The following is a 16,896-nucleotide window of genomic DNA, read 5'->3' as shown; positions in this document are numbered from 1 at the left end:
TACTACAGCTATGTAGGGAATGTCCTACATCATTAATATTCCAGACTCGTAGAATTCGTTTCGCTTCAAGTAAGTACTTATTCCTGGGGTGAGTTAAAGATTCCAGGTTGTGCTTTCTCTCAGGTCTCAAGAATCTTTTTGGTTTTCTGGAGCTTCTTGGGCGCTGATGTTTCGTACAGTGTGTTGTCCCCATAAATACTGTTAGTTGATATAAGCCGATCTGGAGTTTAAAGATGAAGTTTACACACGCGAAATCGCGTACGTTGATGGGGTGTGCCTCCTCGTTGGCATTGATGGCAAGTTTGTTTGCCTCGCAACAGGTTGCCGCTCATGGTTATATGAGCGAACCGCCTTCGCGCGCTTATGCTTGCAAGCTCGGGCTAAATGCCAACTGTGGCCAAGCCCAGTACGAGCCACAAACTGTGGGTGAGGCTCCAAAGGGCTACCCGGCCAGCGGCCCTGCTGACGGTAAAATTGCAAGTGGCGGCCTGGCTCCGTTTGCAGTGCTGGATGCTCAATCGGCCACGCGTTGGCACTCGACAGATATCACCGATCGCAATATCAAGTTCGGCTGGTTTTACACCGCTGCCCACAAGACTACTCGCTGGGAGTATTTCATCACCAAAGCGGGCTGGAGCGCGAACAAGCCACTGACTCGCGATACCTTTGACGCAGAACCGTTTTGCAGCGTCGAATTCGGCGGCGGTGTACCGATTGATGGCCCTGCGGGCGGCAATGGCCCAGGCGAGCAAAAACATGACTGTGTGATCCCTGCAGACCGCAACGGTCAGCACGTCATTCTGGGTGCATGGACTGTTGATGACACCGGTGCCGCTTTCTACAACGTTGTCGACGTCAACATCGTCGCTGCCGCTCCGGACCCGGATGGCTGGACCAACGTTGGGGCTATCTCGCCAAACCAGGCATTGCTGCCGGGTGACACGATCAAGGCGCGTGCCTTTGTGGGGAGTGCCGAAAGCCCTGAGAACAGCTTCAGCGTGGGCATTGCCAGCGTTGAAGAGGGCAAACCTGCCAACGTGTCCTTCAAACTGGCTGAAGCTGTGAATGCTGCAAACAAGCCTATTCGTGCCGGTGTGCGTAACGAAGAGGGAGCCATTGAGCCGATCAAGGGCACCAACATTCTGTATGTGAAGCCTGAAAGTGGCATTACGACTTACCAGATGGAAACCACCCTGGTACCAGACCCTAATGCCTACATGCATGTCCATAATGTGGCACCACAATACGTGCTGGACAAGGGCCGTACCAATGTTGAATTCACGGTGATGACCAACAAAAAAATCACCGTTGAAGCCACTGTGTTTAACGAAGCCGATAAGGCTGTCGGCGTGACGACACAAACGGTCGACGCAACCACTACGCCGCTGAGCATTGCGGTTAAAAGTGCACCGGGTGCTCACTCGTTGAAGCTGATCGCTACCAGTGAAAATGGCCGCGAGAACTTTCAGGAACTCAAAGAGCTGTCGATGACCGGCGAGGGTGCTTCTCAGGAGTACGATGCGGTATTCCCTGAAGGCTTGAAGAACTACACCGTCGGAACACGTGTTCTGCAGGAAAAGACTGGAAAAGTATACGAGTGCCTTCCGATTGGTAATGGTGGCTATTGCACTCAATACACGCCGAGCTCGACTCAATACGAACCGGGTACCGGTTCAGATTGGGAAATAACGTGGGCTGAGCAGTAAGCACTTCTTGATACACCGGGCTATTGATGGTCAATAGCCCGGCCACATATTGCCCCAGGAGTCATTATTGTTATGAGTGTAAGGACTTATACAGTAACGCAAAAAATACTTCACGGCCTGTCGGCGCTATTGATTGTGTGGTTGTTGGTTTCGGGGTTTTATGTGGCGCTGGTTAATGTATCAGCGCTCTCAAAACAATATGTAAGTGAATTTAATGTCTCACTAAGTCTGTTGTTGATGGGGGTTTTCGTGCCGAGGTTGTTTATATCGTTTGGGCGAGGCATTCACGCGGTTGCCGAATCCAGGCAACTGATGCCGTGGTTGGCTTTTATTATTCACACCCTGATCTATCTGGTCGTTATCACGGTACTGGTTACAGGTATTTTGATGATGAGCGGCCCGATCAATTTTTTTAATGTGTTCACCTTCCCTCAACCGCTTACCGATTCTGTATGGATTAAACGGTTCGCTCTGCTTCATACCCAGGCGTGCGCGGTTTTGGCGTTGTTGGTGACGGTTCATGTCGGCGCGGCGATCAAGCATCAGCTGTCGGGCCGTGCCCTTTTGCAACGTATGTTTACGTGAGTCGTTACGGCCCCTTGGCACTGAGTGGCGCGTTGTGGATGCTGGCGGTGTGCTATGGCGCTTATCAAGCGTTTCAGGAACACGTGTTTCGCCAGTCTGTGGCCGCATCGCCCGTTGCCGCTTCTGCGCCTGCACCCGCGGCACCCGACGCCATTCGTTTCAACCCTGCTGCGATCGTCACCGTACTGGGCTTCGATGCCGGGGGCGGGCGGGTGAACAGCGCTGAGTCACTGCAGTTGCGCGCCAGTTTTGTTTCCAGCCAAGGCCCTTCTCAAGCCTTGTTGGCAGGCGCTCAGGGAGCACGTTTTTTTCAGATCGGCGAGCAACTGCCGGGTGGCAGCGTGTTACGGCGTATCGAAGTCGACCATGTCGTGCTATGGCGCAACGGCCGTGAAGAACGCCTGACGTTGAAGCCCGCAAGCCGGCACCTGGTTTCGACCTCGGATGCAGCACGTCTGAATACGCCTGGTACCCCCCGCTACCTACGGCCTCCTTCCCCAACCCTCCGAGAGACGCCATGACCCTGTCACGTGTGTGTTGCATCAGCGCCTTAATGATCGGTGCGATGGTATTCCAGCGTTCAACGCTGGCCGAGAATCAGTTTTGGCGGCTGGCGATGAAAGATGCCGAACTGCGTGATGTGGTGCAGGAAATGTCTTCGGCACTGGGCGAGACCGTGGTCCTCGACCCTCGGGTTCAGGGGCGGATAACGGTCATATCTGATCAGGATCTGGACCGTGAAGGGGTCCGCCGGCTGTTTTACTCAGTACTCGATGCCCATGGGTTTTCAATTATTGACCAAGGCGACCGCTTGCTGATTATTCCCGCCGCCGAGGCCAAGGTGCGCGCGTCTGACCCGCAGGCCAAGCCCGCTCCGGCTCAGGGCTTTGTCACGCAGGTGATTGAACTCAATGCCAGCACGGCGGCTGATCTGGCAAACCTGTTGCGGCCGCTGGTGTCGAGCAATGGGTATGTGGGGCCATCGGCCTCTGCCAATGCCCTGATTATTACTGACACGGCGGGCAATACGGCACGTATCGCCGGCATCGTCCGCCAATTGGACGCGGGGACGCAGTATGGCCATACGGTCGTAGCGCTCAAACATGGCGTGGCCAGTGACATTGCCAAAGTCATGGAGCAATCGCTGGACAAGAAAACCACCGGTGCGAAGAGCCAAGTGATCGCCGATTCGTCGGCCAATCGCCTGATCATTCTGGGCAGCGACACCGTGCGCAAGCGTTTGGTCACGTTGGCCCGAACGCTTGATACCCCGGCCAACGCCGAGCAGGAAAACGCGCGGGTGATTCGCCTTCGTCACAGTGATGCCAAGCAATTAGCCGAGGTGCTGGAAGCGGTAGGGCAAGGGATCAAGCAAGAGACCGCGTTGGCCGGGGCCACGCAGAAGGCGTCGAGCCGTGACGTGAAGGTCGCCGCGGATGAAAGCCAAAATGCGTTGGTGATCATGGCGGACCCGGTGCAGGTGCGAACGCTGGAGCGCATCGTGCAACAACTCGATCAACCCCGTTCTCAGGTACTGATTCACGCCGCTATCGTCGAAATTTCAGGGGATATCGTTGAAACCCTGGGCGTGCAATGGGGGGTTAATTCGGGCAGTGCCCAGGGCGCTGTTACCTTTCCAGGTACCAATGTTCAGATCGGCGGGTTGTCGGCAAGTGACGTCAAACTTCCGGAAGGGGCTGTGCTGCAACTGGGCGGCGACCGTTTCAACGCGCTGATTTCGGCGTTGGCCAGCGACACCAACAACAACGTGCTGTCCACGCCAAGCCTACTGACCCTGGACAACCAGGAGGCCGAGATTCTGGTAGGGCAAAACGTGCCGTTCAAAACCGGTTCCTACACGGCCACGGGCGAGGGCTCGCAAAACCCCTTCACCACCGTGACACGTCAGGACATCGGTATCAGCTTGAAGATCAAGCCGCACATCAATGATGGCACTTCGCTGAGGCTGGAGGTCGAGCAGGAGAACTCCGAGCTGGCTCCCTCGTTGCAAGGGGTCGATTCAACCGATTTGATTACCAACAAGCGCGCGCTTAAAAGCACCATTCTGGCTGAAGACGGCGAAATCATTGTGATCGGCGGGTTGATCAAGGACAGCGTGCGTACCCAGGTCAGCGGTGTGCCCTTACTGCGCGACATTCCGTATTTGGGTGCCCTGTTTCGTTGGAACAAGGACTCGCACACCAAGACCAACCTGATGATTTTCTTGCGCCCGACCATTGTGCGTAGCAAGACCGACCTTCGCGACATCAGCGATGACCGCTACAACGCGTTGCGCTCGCTCAGCCAGCCGGGGCCAAAAGACAGTAATTCGCTGCTGTTGCCCAGTGACCCGCACCATCTGTTCGACGCCCCTCAGCAAGCCCCAGGCACCGTTGACCTGCGCCAACCCAAAGCTGCGCAGCCATGATGGTGCCCCTCGCGCGTTTGCCTTTTAGCTACGCCCGGCGTCATGGGTTGCTGCTGGATACTTCGACCACCCCGGCCCAGTTGGTCATGCGTGCCGACACGCCCTTGAGCGCGGTGGCCGAAGCCCGGCGCTGGGCGGGGAGTGAGGTGACGTTGCTGAGCCTGGCGGATGCAGCCTTTGCCCAGCGCTTGGCCAGCAGTTACAGCGCCGGGCATAGCGCGGCCGAGCAAGTGGCCCTGGGCCTGGATGACGAACTCGACCTGATGAGCCTTGCCGAGCAAGTCCCGCAAACGGCTGACCTGTTGGAGCAGGAAGGTGATGCGCCGATCATTCGTCTGATCAATGCCTTGCTGCGCGAAGCCATGCGTGAAAAAGCCTCCGACGTGCACCTTGAAACCTTCGAGCATTACCTGGCGGTACGCATGCGCATCGACGGCCAACTGCGTGAGGTGCTGCGGCCCAAGCGCGAACTGGCCAACTTGCTGGTGTCGCGGATCAAAGTCATGGCCCGGCTCGATATCGCGGAAAAACGTGTACCGCAAGACGGGCGCATCAGCCTGCGCCTGGCGGGCCATGAAGTTGATGTACGGGTTTCGACCTTGCCCTCGGCCCACGGCGAGCGCGTGGTGATGCGGTTGCTGGATAAACAGGCCGGGCGTCTGGACTTGAAATGCCTGGGCATGCCGGCTGCAACCCTGGGCCGCTTTGAGCACATTCTGGCGCGCCCCCACGGCATATTTTTGGTCACGGGGCCTACGGGCTCGGGAAAAACCACCAGCCTGTACGCGGCCTTGAGCCATCTCAATCACCAAACGCGCAACATCCTCACCGTGGAAGATCCGGTGGAGTACCACTTGCCGGGCATTGGCCAAACACCGGTCAACACCAAAGCAGACATGACCTTTGCCCGTGGGCTGCGGGCCATTTTGCGTCAGGACCCGGACGTGGTCATGGTGGGTGAAATCCGTGACCCTGAAACGGCCGACATTGCGGTACAGGCGTCACTCACGGGGCACCTGGTGCTCTCCACACTGCACACCAACAGCGCCATCGGCGCCGTCACCCGCCTTGTGGACATGGGGGTGGATGCCTACCTGCTGGCATCCTCACTGGTGGGCATTCTGGCGCAGCGGTTGCTGCGCACGTTGTGTGCCGATTGCAAGGTGCCTTACACCGCCGAGGCGGCGACCTGCCTGCGGCTGGGTGCCGAACCGCAGGCCGCGCTGACCCTGTATCGCGCCCACGGGTGCGGCCATTGCCAGCAAGGCTATCGCGGGCGTACCGGCATTTATGAACTGGTCAGCATCACTTCGGCACTGGCCGGGCTGATTCATCAGGGTGCCAGTGAAACGGACCTCACGCGTGAAGCCCGTCAGCAGTCTCACAGCCTGTTTCAGGACGGGCAGCGGTTGGTGCTCGAGGGCCTGACCAGTGTCGATGAACTGCTGCGCGTGACACAGGAGGACTGAACATGCCCGGTTTCGACTATCAGGCCCATGACGTCAACGGACGCCGTTGCCGGGGCGTGCAAGAGGCCGACAGCGCACGCCATGCACGGCAATTGCTGCGCGAGCGCGGGTTGCGTCTGACGCAATTGACTGCCGCGAAACATTCGGGGCAGCCGGGTCAGCCTGCACAGGGGCGAACGCGGTTGGGCGTGACCGACCTGGCGCTGCTGACGCGGCAATTGTCGACCCTGATTCAAGCGGGTTTGCCCCTCGAAGAAGCGCTGGGGGCGGTGGCCGCGCAAAGTGAAAAGCGTGCCGTCAGCGCGGTGCTGGCCGCCGTGCGCAGCCGCGTCACCGAGGGCCATGCCCTCGCAACCGCACTGGCCGCGTTCCCCCGGGCGTTCCCGGACTTGTTTCGCGCCACGGTGGCGGCGGGGGAACGCAGCGGTTATTTGGGGCAGGTGTTGGAGCAATTGGCCGACTACACCGAAGCCCGACAGATGTCGCGGCAAAAAATCCAGTTGGCCTTGGTGTACCCGCTGATTTTGTTGATCACCTCGTTTGTCATCGTTGGCTTTCTGCTCGGCTATGTGGTGCCGGACGTCGTCAAGATTTTTATCGGCAGTGGCCAGCCGTTGCCTTTCCTGACCCGCGCCCTGATTGCTCTGAGCGATGGCCTGCGCCAACAGGGTTGGCTGTTGCTGTTGGCCGTCATCGCGGGGGTGAGCGCTGCTCGTTGGGCGTTGTGTCAGCCTCGACTGAAGCTGCGCTGGCATGTGCTGTTACTCAACGTGCCGCTGGCGGGCGGTGTTTTGCGGGCGATGGAAGCGGCCCGCTTTGCCAGCACCCTGTCCATTTTGGGCCGCAGTGCGGTGCCTTTGGTGGACGCGCTGGAGATCGCCGCCACGGTGATTTCCAACCTGGCGATTCGCCAACGCATGCTCGATGTGGCGCGTTCTGTACGCGAGGGCGGCACGCTGGCCCGAGGGCTGGAACGCAGCGGCGATATCCCGCCGATGATGCTGCACCTGATCGCCAGCGGCGAGCGCGCCGGTGAACTGGACAGCATGCTGGCGCGGGCCGCCGAGCAGCAGGAAAAAACCCTCGCCGCGCGCATCGCGCTGGTGGTGAGCCTTTGTGAACCGATCATGTTGGTGCTGATGGGCGGCGTGGTGTTGTTGATAGTGCTGGCCATTCTGTTGCCGATTCTCAGCCTTAATCAATGGGTGAATTGACCGATGAAATACCCCTCAAAAGCTTCGCAGCACGGTTTTACTTTGATTGAAATCATGGTCGTGGTGGTGATCATTGGCGTGCTGGGTGCCATTGTCGTGCCGCAGTTCATGAGCCGCCCGGACCAGGCCAAAGTGACGGCCGCCCGGACGGACATTCAGGCCATTTCCACGGCCCTGGAGATGTACCGTCTCGACACCTTCAATTACCCCTCCACCCAGCAGGGCCTCGAAGCCTTGAGCAAACGCCCGAGCGGTACACCGGTCGTGAAAAACTGGAACCCGCAGGGCTACCTCAAAAGCATGCCGCTGGATCCGTGGGGTGCGCCGTACCAATACCTCAACCCGGGCTCCCATTCCGCAGGCTATGACCTGTTTTCCTATGGCTCGGACGGTGCGCCGGGGGGCGAGGGCTACGCCGCTGACATCGGCAACTGGAGCGACTGAGCCATGCGTCGGGCGATGGCCGGGTTTACCTTGATCGAAATGATGGTGGTCATCGTAGTGATCGGCGTGCTCATTTCAGTGGTGCAGATCAGCCTGGGGGATAACCGCCCCCGGCAGGCCCGTCAGGAGGCTGACGTGCTGCTGCGCTTGATGCACGGGTTGCGTGAGAAAGCCGTACTCGACGGCCAGGAATACGGCCTGCGCTTGACCCCCGACAGTTATCAATTGATGGGGTTTGATAGTGAACGCTGGCAACCGCTTGAACGGCCCGTGCACATACCGGACGGGCTGGTTTTGGCCTTGACGCTGGACGGGCACGCGCAACCGCTGTCGGGCACGTCGCCAACGCCCCAGTTGCTGTGGCTAAGCAGTGATGAAAGCACCGCGTTTGAGCTGCACCTCGACAGCCCGCCCGAGCGCTGGCTCACCCTCGCCAGTGATGGGCTCAATGCGCCGCAGGTGTCTGATGAAGGCTGAGAAAGGCTTTACGTTACTGGAAGTCATGATCGCCCTGGCCGTGTTCGCCACGTTGTCGGCTGCGGTCACGTCTGCCAGCCAGTTTGTGCTGGGGCAAAGCGCGCGGGTTGAAGCGCGTTTGCTGGCCGCGTGGCTGGCGGATAACCACCTGACGGAATTGAAACTGCAGCACGCGCCTTTGGCGGTGGGCAGCCAGCGCTTCGAGACCCGCTATGCCCAGCGCGATTGGACCCTTACCCGTAAGGTCGAGCCCGGGACAGGCAGTGGTTTTTTGCGGGTTGAGCTGAGCGTCAGCCCGGCGGGCAGCGACCAGGTGCTCGAAACCGTCACGCAGTGGGTTGCCATCCACCATGACTAAGTCCCAGACGGGTTTTACCTTGCTTGAACTGGTGATCGCCATGGCGGTTTTTGCGCTGTTGGGGTTGGGTTGCTGGCAGTTGTTCGACGTCGTGGTGCGGGCTGAGCGCAGCAGCAGCGCCCATGAGCAGGCATTGCGCAACCTTCAGCGTGCCGTCGCGTTAATTGAGCGCGATGTGCTGCAGGTGCAAACCTCAATAAAACACCCGGGACTGAGCGTGCACCCTGACCGCCTCACCTTGCGCCGAGGCAATTGGCGCAACCCGTTGGGACAGCCGCGCAGCGAGGTGCAAGACGTCACCTACAGCGTTGAAAACGGCGTGCTCTGGCGTCGCAGCCAAGGGCTGGGGCTGGCAGATATTCAGGCTCAGAAAGTACTGAGCGGAGTCAGGGACTTGCGCTGGCGCGTGTACGGCAGCGAAACCGGCTGGCGTGGCGAGTGGACCACCGGCAAAGCCCTGCCCAGCGCACTGGACGTGCAATTTTCGGTTGGCAACTATGAGCAGATTCGCCGTGTTCTGCTGTTGCCGGAGGGCGAGTAGTGCCCGGTACCCAGCGCGGCGTGGCGTTGATTACCGTGCTACTGGTCATGAGCCTGGCACTGCTGATCACGGCGGGCATGTTGCGCAGCCATCGGTTGGCGCTTGGCAGCAGCGGCCAGCAACTCCATCACTTGCAGCTCCGGCAACTGGGGCTGGCGGGTGAGGCCTGGGGCCTGCAACGCTTGCAGGTGGTGATGAACGACCCCAAGGCGGCGCTGGTGTTGGGGCCAGCGTGGGTGGGCGTGCAACCGCCGCTGCTGCTTGAGCAAGGCCAGATTGATGTCAGCGTCGAAGACCTGGCCGCCCGCTTCAATATTCGCCCGTTACTGGCCAGTAACGGGCCTGACGAGGTGACAGCGCAACGCTGGCAGCGGCTGCAAACCGGGTTGGGCCTCACCCCTCTCAGAGCCGATGCATTGGCAGGCATGACGTTCAGTGACATCAGCCAATTGCGCCAGGTCCCCGGCGTCGACGCGCAGACCTACGCCCGGCTGCAGCCCTGGATTGTGCTGTTGGACGGCACCGCGACACTGAATATCAACACCGCCTCGGCCACGGTATTGGCGACCCTTAAAGGCGTAACGCCGGTTGTCGCTCAAGCGCTGGTGGCGCAGCGCCCGGCGCAAGGCTACACCCGGGTCGAAGACTTTATCTTGGCCCCGGCCCTGATCGGGCTGGGTGTTAACAGCGCCGGGCTCGGTACCACGAGTCGCCAGCTCCGCCTCACCACGCAGGTGCGTGTGGGGCAAGGCCAACTGCGCCTCGAAAGCGACGTGGCACGGGACAAAAAAAGTGGCCAGTGGCGCATTTTGCAACGGCGTTTTCTGGCACCTACACACAGCGGACCTCTTCCATGAACAGTTGGCTTTATCTGAGTGCGGCGGGCTTCGCCGGTGCTGAAAACCCTGATATTCACGATGCGCCTGTGTGCTTCTGGCACGCGGATTTGAACCTGTGCCATGCCCCGCTCAGCGAGGCCTGCGCAGCGTTACACGGGTGCGCAGTCAAGCTGATCCTGCCGATGGAGCTGTGCAGTTACGTGCTCACAGAGGCTTGGCCCGGGCGGCGGCAACCCGCTGTGCAAGCCCTGGCGTTTGCGGTGGAGGAGCAGTTGGCCAATGACCTCGAAGACCTGCACTTCGCGGTGGGCCCCCAGGACGCGCAGCAGCGCTACCCTTTGCTGATTATCGCCAAGCAACGGCTCGAACACCTGCTGAGCCTGCTCAAGACCCAAGGCTTGAGGGTGGTGAGTGTGCAGGCGGACGCGGACCTGTTGCCCGCTGATCGCCCCGGCGGCTTGTGGTGGGACGGGCGCTGGATCATTGGCGGCGCGCAAGACGTACGGTTGGCGTTGTCAGACGCCGACCTGGCCGTGCTCGGCAGCGCGTTACCGGCCGATATGGCATGGGGCGGTGTCGAGGCCGAGCAGTGCTTGAGCATGACCCCGACGCGGGGTATCGACTTATTGCAAGGCCCGTTCAAACCCGCGTCGCGCCGTTGGCCGTGGCGAACCCTGGGGGGCACCGGGGTGCTGGCCTTTGCGTTGGCGCTGGGCTTTACCCATGCGCGCAGTGGCTTTCTGGAGGCGCGGGCCGCGCAGTTGTATGCCCAGAGCGAAGCCCGGTTCAAAGCGCTGTACCCCGGGCAAGACCGTATCGTTGACCTGTCGGCGCAATTCAGCGCTTTGCAACAACGGGGCAGCGCGCCTGTGGACGGCCACCTGACGCGTCTGTTGCAACTCTCCGAGCGCGTGATAGGTGCCAGCGGTGTCGAGGTGCAGCGCATGGAATGGCGCGCCGCCGCGGGCTGGACCCTCGCCATTTCGGCCGGCAGCTTTGCCGAGCTGGAGCGCTTGCGTGAGCGTTCTGTGCAGCAAGCCTTGGCGGTCACGGTGGCGAATGCGAGCCAGCAGGGTAACCGGGTCACTGCGCTGCTGACCCTGGAGGACACGCTATGAAGGCTCGTTTGATTGGACGATGGAGACAATTGCCGCAGCGTGACCGCCAATTGTGCGGGGTGCTTGCCGTGTTTTTGGCGGTGATTGTCGGGGTGTACGGCCTGTGGTTGCCCGCGCAGCAACGCCAGGCGGCGGCTCACAGGCTGTATGACAAACAGTTGGCGCTGGCCACACAATTACAGCAGGCCCGGCCTGTGCGGGCGGCTCCGGTATTTGACCAACCCCTGTCGACCCGCCTCAGCGAAAGCGCCGCCAGCGCAGGGCTGGCGGTGCAGCAATTTGATCTGGACGCGGACGGGGTGCGCATCACCCTGAGTGGCGATGCCGTGACACTGTTGGCGTGGCTCAACCGCATCGAACACGAAGGCGCGGTATTTCAAAGCCTGGCCCTGGATAAACGCGACGCCAGCCTTGAGGCTCGCCTCTACCTCAACAACTGAACCGGCGGCTCAGGCGGCTTTTGCGTTGCCTGGCAGCACGGGCAGTCGGGCCAGGTGCAGCGCCACCAGCAGGGCGATCACCAGCAACCCGCCGATAAACAGGCCAATCCCATTCCAGCCGCCAAGGTGCCAGAACACGCCGCCCAACGTCCCGGCAATACTCGACCCGGCGTAGTAACTGAACAGGTACAGCGATGACGCTTGCCCCTTGGCGCGGGTGGCACGCCGGCCGATCCAACTGCTGGCCACCGAGTGAGCCCCGAAAAAGCCAAAGGTGAACAGCACCATGCCGATAATGACGAAGGCGATGGGTTCGAGCATGGTGATGGCCATCCCGATCAGCATCAGCACAATCACCGCCCACAGCACCCGACGGCGCCCCAGTTTGTCGGCCAGCGCACCAATTTGCGCTGAGCTGTAAATACCCGACAGGTACACCACCGACAGCAAGCCGACCATCGCCTGGCTCATGTTGTAAGGGTCAGCCAGCAAGCGATAACCGATGTAGTTGAACAGCGTCACAAAGCTGCCCATCAACAGGAACGCCTCCAGAAACAGCCACGGCAAACCGGCATCGCGAAAGTGCACGGTAAAGCCGTCCAACAGGCTGCGCGGTTTCATCGGTTGGGCGTGGAAGTTGCGTGAGGGTGGCAGGATCTTCCAGAACACCACCGCCGCCAGCAGTGCCAGCCCGCCGATGATCAGCATTGCGGTGTGCCAACTGACAAAGTCGATCAATACCCCGCTCAGCAACCGCCCACTCATGCCGCCAATGGCGTTGCCGCCGATATACAGGCCCATTGCCAGGCCGATGTGCTGCGGGTGAATTTCTTCACTCAAGTAAGTCATGGCCACGGCGGCCAGGCCGCTGAGCGATAAACCCACTAACGCACGGGTGATCAGCACGCCTTCCCAGGTGGGCATCAGGGCGCTGAGTACGGTAAACAGCGCCGCCGAAAACAGCGCAAACACCATCACCGGTTTACGCCCGAAGGCATCAGAAATGGGCCCGGTGATCAGAAGGCCGATGGCTAGCATTGCGGTTGCCACCGACAGAATCAGGCTGCTTTGCGCCGCGTTAATCCCGAAGTCATGGGACAGTATCGGCATCATGGGCTGCACGCAGTACAGCAGCGCAAAGGTCGCAAACCCGCCCGAGAACAGCGCCAGCACGGTGCGCATGAACATCGGGGTGCCTTTTTCGATAAACACGTCATTGAATTGAGCGACAGCATCATCCAGCGCTGAAGGGGTAACTTCGTGGGCAAGAGGAGCAAAAGCAGTTTTCACGGGGACCTCAAACAGGCGTAAAGCCGAGCGGCAATGACAAAAGAGTATAGGTGGCTAACGATTCTTTCCAATATATTATTCGACCTGTTTAATAGGTTTTACGACCTAATGGAGAAGGTATGGAACTGCGCCATTTGCGCTACTTCATTGCTGTGGCCGAAGAGCTGCACTTTGGCCGGGCGGCTCAGGTACTGGGCATTTCCCAACCGCCTCTGAGCCAGCAAATTCAAGCGCTGGAGAACGAGTTGGGGGCGCGATTGTTCGACCGCACCAACCGCCGCGTCGAGCTGAGCGAAGCCGGGCGGCTGTTTCTGGAAGAGGCGCGCCTGGTGCTGGCACAGGTGGATAAAGCTGCCGATGTGGCCCGCCGCGCGCAATTGGGTGAGCTGGGCGAGTTGAAGATTGGCTTCACCTCGTCGGCCCCCTTCAGTTCGAGTATTCCCCAGGCAATTTTTGCCTTTCGTCAGGCGTTCCCGGCGGTGCACCTCAACCTTCAGGAGATGAGCAGCCGCGAGGTGCTGGACGGCCTGCTGGATGAGAGCCTCGAAGTGGGCATGATTCGGCCCTTGTTATTGCCCGACTCAGTGGTGGTCACGGAGTTGTTTCGTGAGCCTTTGGTTGCGGTCATCCGGGCGGATAGCCCGCTGGCGCAAGGGAGTGAAGAGGGGTTGTATCTGTCGGCGTTGGCTGAGGAGCCTTTTGTGTTCTTTCCGCGCAGTTACGGCAGCGGCTTGTATGCGCAACTGTTGAGCCTGGCCCGCCAGGCAGGTTTCAGCCCGCACTTCTCGCAGGAAGCCGGGGAGGCCATGACGATTATCGGGCTGGTTTCGGCGGGGCTGGGGGTGTCGGTGTTGCCGGCGTCGTTCCAGCACATGCGCATTAATGGCGTGGTGTACCGGCCGTTGCTGGACCCGGACGCCAACACGGCCGTATTGCTGGTGCAGCGTAAAGACCATGCGTCGCCAATGGCGCAGGCGTTTGCGGAATTATTGACCCGTAAAACCGTGACGGCACCGGCGCGTGCGTGAGGTGAAAGTCGGTTGTTGCGCAGAAAGCTGTGGTTCATTTCGCGGCAAGGTAGCGAAGCCGCGCAAAGGCCAACTACACTCGGGCACTTATCGATACACGGAGGTTTTGAAATGCGTCGCGTGGTGTTCAATCAAAAAGGCGGTGTGGGTAAGTCCAGTATCGCTTGTAACCTGGCTGCGGTGAGTGCCAGTGAAGGCTACCGCACCTTGTTGGTAGACCTGGACGCTCAGGCCAACTCCACTCAGTACCTCACCGGGCTCACCGGAGACGACATCCCCATGGGGATTGCCGAATTCTTCAAGCACAGCTTGTCGGCGAGCGTGGGCTCCAAAAAGAAACGGGTCGATATTTACGAAACACCCTTCGAGAATTTGCACGTCATCACGGCCACCGCCGAGTTGGCGGACTTGCAGCCCAAGCTCGAAGCCAAACACAAGATCAACAAGCTGCGTAAGTTGCTGGATGAACTGGCCGACGACTATGACCGCATCTACATCGATACGCCTCCGGCCCTGAACTTTTATGCCGTATCGGCGTTGATCGCCAGTGATCGTGTACTCATCCCGTTCGATTGCGACACGTTTTCACGCCAGGCGCTGTACGGCCTGCTGGCTGAAATCGAAGACTTGAAAGAAGACCACAACGAAGACCTGCTGGTCGAAGGCATCGTGGTCAACCAGTTTCAGGCCCGGGCCAGTTTGCCGCAGCAAATGCTCGACGAATTGATGGCTGAAGGCCTGCCGGTATTACCGGTGTACCTCAGCAGTTCCGTGCGTATGCGCGAATCGCACCAGGCGTGTCAGCCCCTGATGCATTTCGACCCGCGCCACAAACTGACCCAGCAGTTTATTGAACTGCACGACTACCTGGATCAGAACGCCTAAGCACTGACGCCCTGGCTTTGCAGCCAGGCCTTGAGCTGGGGCAATGGGAAGGCACCGCTTTGACGGGCGATTTCCTGACCGTTTTTAAACAGGATCAGGCTGGGGATTGAGCGAATGCCCAATTGCCCGGCCAGTTGCGGGTTGCTTTCACTGTCGAGCTTGGCCAGCCGGCACTTGCCCGCCAACTGGCTGGCGGCCTGTTGAAAAATCGGGGCAAAGGCTTTGCATGGCCCGCACCATTGAGCCCAGACGTCGATCAACAGCGGCAGGTTGCCCTTGATCTGGCTGGCGTAGTCCGTTTGCTTCAGCTCGAAGGGGTGAGTCAGCAGCACGTCATTTTTGCAGCGGCCGCATTTCGGATGCTCGCCCACGCGTGCAGCGGGGATGCGGTTCAGGCCGTTGCAGTGAGGGCAGGGAATCAGCAGCGGGTCGGTCATGACAGTTCTCCACGAAAGAGGGTCAGTTCAGCAGAGGATGGCCCAATGTGCCACCCGTGTTGTGTGCGCTGTATCGGCGCCGTTCATTACGATGAACAACTGATTTCCAGGTGCTTGCCCCATTCAGGCGGCCGCTGGGCATAGCGTTCCATGCCCGGTTGCTCGGTAAACGGTTGGGTCAGCACGGTGTGCAATCGCTTAACTTCGCTGTAATCACCCGCTTCAGCCGCGCCGATGGCTTGTTGTGCCAGGTAATTGCGCAGGATGTACAACGGGTTGACCGCGTGCATGCGTTCGCGGCGGGCGGTTTCATCCGTCGGGCCTTCGCGCTCGACCCTGGCCACATAGCGCCCGGCCCAGTCGTCAAAGCCCTTGAGGTCGATAAACTCATCGCGCAAACGTGCCACGGCCTGCGCGGCGGGGGCATCACCCAAGTGGCGGAAAAACAGGGTGTAGTCGATGTGGCTGCCTTGCATCCGCTGCAACAGCGACTCGACCAGTTGCTGATCGCCGTCTTCAGCGGTGGTCAGGCCCAGCCGGCGGCGCATCAGGTCCAGGTAATGGGCTTGATACAGCGGCAGGTACAGCGCCAGGGTTTCGCGCAAGGCTTCAACGGTGATAAACGGTGTGAGGGCTTGGGCCAGCGCGCTGAGGTTCCATTGGCCGATGGGCACTTGGTTGCTGAAGGCGTAACGGCCCTGATGGTCGGAATGGTTGCAGACAAAGCCCGCGTCAAAATCGTCGAGAAAGGCAAACGGGCCGAAGTCGAAGGTCATGCCCAGAATCGACATGTTGTCGGTGTTCATCACGCCGTGGCAAAAGCCGTAGGCCTGCCATTGGGCGATCAGCGCGGCGTTGCGCTCGACCACTTCGCGGAACATCGCCAGGTAAGGTTCCGATTGCTCCAGGCACTCGGGGAAGTGCATCGCCAACACATGTTCGCCCAGTTGTTTTTGCAGTTCGGGCTGTTGGGTGTAATAGAAGTATTCGAAATGCCCGAAACGCACATGGCTCTGCGCCAGACGCAGCACCATGGCGGCACGCTCCTGTTTTTCGCGCCACACCACGGTGTCAGAGCCGATCACGCACGCGGCGCGGCTGCTGGGAATGCCCAGCGCATGCAAAGCTTCAGAGGCCAGGAATTCACGGATCGATGAGCGCAATACGGCGCGCCCGTCGCCCATGCGCGACCAGGGCGTCATGCCCGCGCCCTTGAGGTGCAGGTCCCAATGCTCACCGGCATCGTTGTACACCTCGCCCAGCAGCAAGCCGCGGCCGTCTCCCAATTGCGGGTTGTAGCTGCCGAACTGATGCCCGGAATAGACCATGGCGCGGGGTTCTGCATCGGCCCACAACGTGTGCCCGCCGAACAGTTTGGCAAACACCGGGTCTTCGGCGGCGGCGAGGTCGAGGTCGAGCAAGGCCAGGGCCGCCTCGCTGGCAACCACGACACGCGGTGCATCGATGGGCTCGGGCAGCACGTGGGTCGAAAACGCATCACCCAAACGCGCGAAACGGTTATCGAAGATCAGTTCATCGAGGGCTTTCATTGGCGGCCTCCAGAAAAATGTGTGTATCCCATAAACCGGTGTAGGTTTTAAGATCAAAAGATCGCGAGCAAGCTCGCTCCTACACGG

18 protein-coding genes are annotated in these 16,896 nt (G+C 60.0%); 15 read left to right on the top strand and 3 right to left on the bottom strand.

Annotation, left to right across the window (positions count from 1 at the left end):
* Positions 1-233 precede the first annotated feature (233 nt).
* From gbpA to gspM, 13 genes are all read left to right on the top strand, one after another.
* The gene (gene gbpA, locus Q1W15_RS19285) at positions 234-1,706 is read left to right on the top strand and encodes an N-acetylglucosamine-binding protein GbpA (RefSeq protein WP_300731051.1); all 1,473 of its coding nucleotides are present in this window, start codon (positions 234-236) and stop codon (positions 1,704-1,706) included.
* Positions 1,707-1,778: 72 nt separating this feature from the next.
* Positions 1,779-2,291 carry a cytochrome b/b6 domain-containing protein gene (locus tag Q1W15_RS19280; protein ID WP_300731050.1) on the top strand — a complete coding sequence of 171 codons (513 nt, stop codon included), beginning with the start codon at positions 1,779-1,781 and terminating at the stop codon, positions 2,289-2,291.
* Positions 2,288-2,812, top strand: a complete 525-nt coding sequence (locus Q1W15_RS19275; RefSeq protein WP_300731048.1) for a type II secretion system protein N — start codon at positions 2,288-2,290, stop codon at positions 2,810-2,812. The genes Q1W15_RS19280 and Q1W15_RS19275 overlap by 4 nt, the downstream gene beginning before the upstream one ends.
* A gap of 32 nt (positions 2,813-2,844) precedes the next feature.
* Positions 2,845-4,719 (top strand): type II secretion system secretin GspD, encoded by a 1,875-nt coding sequence (gene gspD, locus Q1W15_RS19270; RefSeq protein WP_300731068.1) that lies wholly within the window; start codon positions 2,845-2,847, stop codon positions 4,717-4,719.
* Complete coding sequence (gene gspE, locus Q1W15_RS19265) at positions 4,716-6,188, top strand: type II secretion system ATPase GspE (RefSeq protein WP_300731046.1); 1,473 nt, start codon at positions 4,716-4,718, stop codon at positions 6,186-6,188. Before gspD ends, gspE begins: the two co-directional genes overlap by 4 nt.
* Positions 6,189-6,190: 2 nt before the next feature.
* On the top strand, positions 6,191-7,402 hold the full coding sequence (gene gspF / locus Q1W15_RS19260) for a type II secretion system inner membrane protein GspF (protein ID WP_300731044.1): 1,212 nt from the start codon (positions 6,191-6,193) through the stop codon (positions 7,400-7,402).
* Between the two features lie 3 nt (positions 7,403-7,405).
* Positions 7,406-7,846, top strand: coding sequence for a type II secretion system major pseudopilin GspG (gene gspG / locus Q1W15_RS19255; protein ID WP_300731042.1), 441 nt, complete (start codon positions 7,406-7,408; stop codon positions 7,844-7,846).
* Positions 7,847-7,849: 3 nt separating this feature from the next.
* The gene (gene gspH, locus Q1W15_RS19250) at positions 7,850-8,323 is read left to right on the top strand and encodes a type II secretion system minor pseudopilin GspH (protein WP_300731040.1); all 474 of its coding nucleotides are present in this window, start codon (positions 7,850-7,852) and stop codon (positions 8,321-8,323) included.
* Positions 8,313-8,681: a type II secretion system minor pseudopilin GspI gene (gene gspI / locus Q1W15_RS19245; protein ID WP_300731038.1), complete on the top strand. Its 369-nt coding sequence runs from the start codon at positions 8,313-8,315 to the stop codon at positions 8,679-8,681. Before gspH ends, gspI begins: the two co-directional genes overlap by 11 nt.
* Entirely contained in the window at positions 8,674-9,222 is a 549-nt protein-coding gene (gene gspJ, locus Q1W15_RS19240) for a type II secretion system minor pseudopilin GspJ (protein ID WP_300731036.1), read from the top strand. Before gspI ends, gspJ begins: the two co-directional genes overlap by 8 nt.
* Positions 9,222-10,079 carry a type II secretion system protein GspK gene (locus tag Q1W15_RS19235; protein ID WP_300731035.1) on the top strand — a complete coding sequence of 286 codons (858 nt, stop codon included), beginning with the start codon at positions 9,222-9,224 and terminating at the stop codon, positions 10,077-10,079. Before gspJ ends, Q1W15_RS19235 begins: the two co-directional genes overlap by 1 nt.
* Positions 10,076-11,179, top strand: coding sequence for a type II secretion system protein GspL (gspL, locus tag Q1W15_RS19230; protein WP_300731033.1), 1,104 nt, complete (start codon positions 10,076-10,078; stop codon positions 11,177-11,179). Before Q1W15_RS19235 ends, gspL begins: the two co-directional genes overlap by 4 nt.
* Positions 11,176-11,619 (top strand): type II secretion system protein GspM, encoded by a 444-nt coding sequence (gspM, locus tag Q1W15_RS19225; RefSeq protein ID WP_300731031.1) that lies wholly within the window; start codon positions 11,176-11,178, stop codon positions 11,617-11,619. The genes gspL and gspM overlap by 4 nt, the downstream gene beginning before the upstream one ends.
* A gap of 9 nt (positions 11,620-11,628) precedes the next feature.
* Here gspM and Q1W15_RS19220 read toward each other — a convergent pair whose 3' ends face one another.
* Positions 11,629-12,807 (bottom strand): MFS transporter, encoded by a 1,179-nt coding sequence (locus tag Q1W15_RS19220; RefSeq protein WP_300731067.1) that lies wholly within the window; start codon positions 12,805-12,807, stop codon positions 11,629-11,631.
* 221 nt (positions 12,808-13,028) lie between these two features.
* Here Q1W15_RS19220 and Q1W15_RS19215 point away from each other — a divergent pair, with 221 nt between their 5' ends.
* Together Q1W15_RS19215 and Q1W15_RS19210 are read left to right on the top strand one after the other, a co-directional pair.
* The gene (locus Q1W15_RS19215; RefSeq protein ID WP_300731029.1) at positions 13,029-13,937 is read left to right on the top strand and encodes a LysR family transcriptional regulator; all 909 of its coding nucleotides are present in this window, start codon (positions 13,029-13,031) and stop codon (positions 13,935-13,937) included.
* A gap of 111 nt (positions 13,938-14,048) precedes the next feature.
* Positions 14,049-14,822: a ParA family protein gene (locus tag Q1W15_RS19210; protein ID WP_300731027.1), complete on the top strand. Its 774-nt coding sequence runs from the start codon at positions 14,049-14,051 to the stop codon at positions 14,820-14,822.
* Here the strand turns inward: Q1W15_RS19210 and trxC are convergent.
* Positions 14,819-15,259, bottom strand: a complete 441-nt coding sequence (gene trxC / locus Q1W15_RS19205) for a thioredoxin TrxC (RefSeq protein ID WP_300731025.1) — start codon at positions 15,257-15,259, stop codon at positions 14,819-14,821. The genes Q1W15_RS19210 and trxC overlap by 4 nt on opposite strands.
* Positions 15,260-15,345: 86 nt before the next feature.
* Positions 15,346-16,809: a protein adenylyltransferase SelO gene (selO, locus tag Q1W15_RS19200; RefSeq protein ID WP_300731023.1), complete on the bottom strand. Its 1,464-nt coding sequence runs from the start codon at positions 16,807-16,809 to the stop codon at positions 15,346-15,348.
* Positions 16,810-16,896 lie beyond the last annotated feature (87 nt).

It is taken from the genome of Pseudomonas sp., assembly GCF_030150285.1.
Classification (GTDB): Bacteria; Pseudomonadota; Gammaproteobacteria; order Pseudomonadales; family Pseudomonadaceae; genus Aquipseudomonas.
Note: the sequence above shows the minus strand (reverse complement) of the source record. Positions and strands in the feature narration are given on the sequence as shown.

Excerpts from the sequence above, each read along its gene's own strand:
- trxC (WP_300731025.1), bottom strand. The coding sequence starts at position 15,259 with ATGACCGACCCGCTGCTGATTCCCTGCCCTCACTGCAACGGCCTGAAC.
- Q1W15_RS19215 (WP_300731029.1), top strand. The coding sequence starts at position 13,029 with ATGGAACTGCGCCATTTGCGCTACTTCATTGCTGTGGCCGAAGAGCTG.
- gspG (WP_300731042.1), top strand. The coding sequence starts at position 7,406 with ATGAAATACCCCTCAAAAGCTTCGCAGCACGGTTTTACTTTGATTGAA.
- selO (WP_300731023.1), bottom strand. The coding sequence starts at position 16,809 with ATGAAAGCCCTCGATGAACTGATCTTCGATAACCGTTTCGCGCGTTTG.
- gbpA (WP_300731051.1), top strand. The coding sequence starts at position 234 with ATGAAGTTTACACACGCGAAATCGCGTACGTTGATGGGGTGTGCCTCC.
- gspD (WP_300731068.1), top strand. The coding sequence starts at position 2,845 with ATGATCGGTGCGATGGTATTCCAGCGTTCAACGCTGGCCGAGAATCAG.
- Q1W15_RS19220 (WP_300731067.1), bottom strand. The coding sequence starts at position 12,807 with ATGTTCATGCGCACCGTGCTGGCGCTGTTCTCGGGCGGGTTTGCGACC.
- gspJ (WP_300731036.1), top strand. The coding sequence starts at position 8,674 with ATGACTAAGTCCCAGACGGGTTTTACCTTGCTTGAACTGGTGATCGCC.
- gspF (WP_300731044.1), top strand. The coding sequence starts at position 6,191 with ATGCCCGGTTTCGACTATCAGGCCCATGACGTCAACGGACGCCGTTGC.
- gspL (WP_300731033.1), top strand. The coding sequence starts at position 10,076 with ATGAACAGTTGGCTTTATCTGAGTGCGGCGGGCTTCGCCGGTGCTGAA.
- Q1W15_RS19280 (WP_300731050.1), top strand. The coding sequence starts at position 1,779 with ATGAGTGTAAGGACTTATACAGTAACGCAAAAAATACTTCACGGCCTG.
- gspI (WP_300731038.1), top strand. The coding sequence starts at position 8,313 with ATGAAGGCTGAGAAAGGCTTTACGTTACTGGAAGTCATGATCGCCCTG.
- gspM (WP_300731031.1), top strand. The coding sequence starts at position 11,176 with ATGAAGGCTCGTTTGATTGGACGATGGAGACAATTGCCGCAGCGTGAC.
- gspH (WP_300731040.1), top strand. The coding sequence starts at position 7,850 with ATGCGTCGGGCGATGGCCGGGTTTACCTTGATCGAAATGATGGTGGTC.
- gspE (WP_300731046.1), top strand. The coding sequence starts at position 4,716 with ATGATGGTGCCCCTCGCGCGTTTGCCTTTTAGCTACGCCCGGCGTCAT.
- Q1W15_RS19210 (WP_300731027.1), top strand. The coding sequence starts at position 14,049 with ATGCGTCGCGTGGTGTTCAATCAAAAAGGCGGTGTGGGTAAGTCCAGT.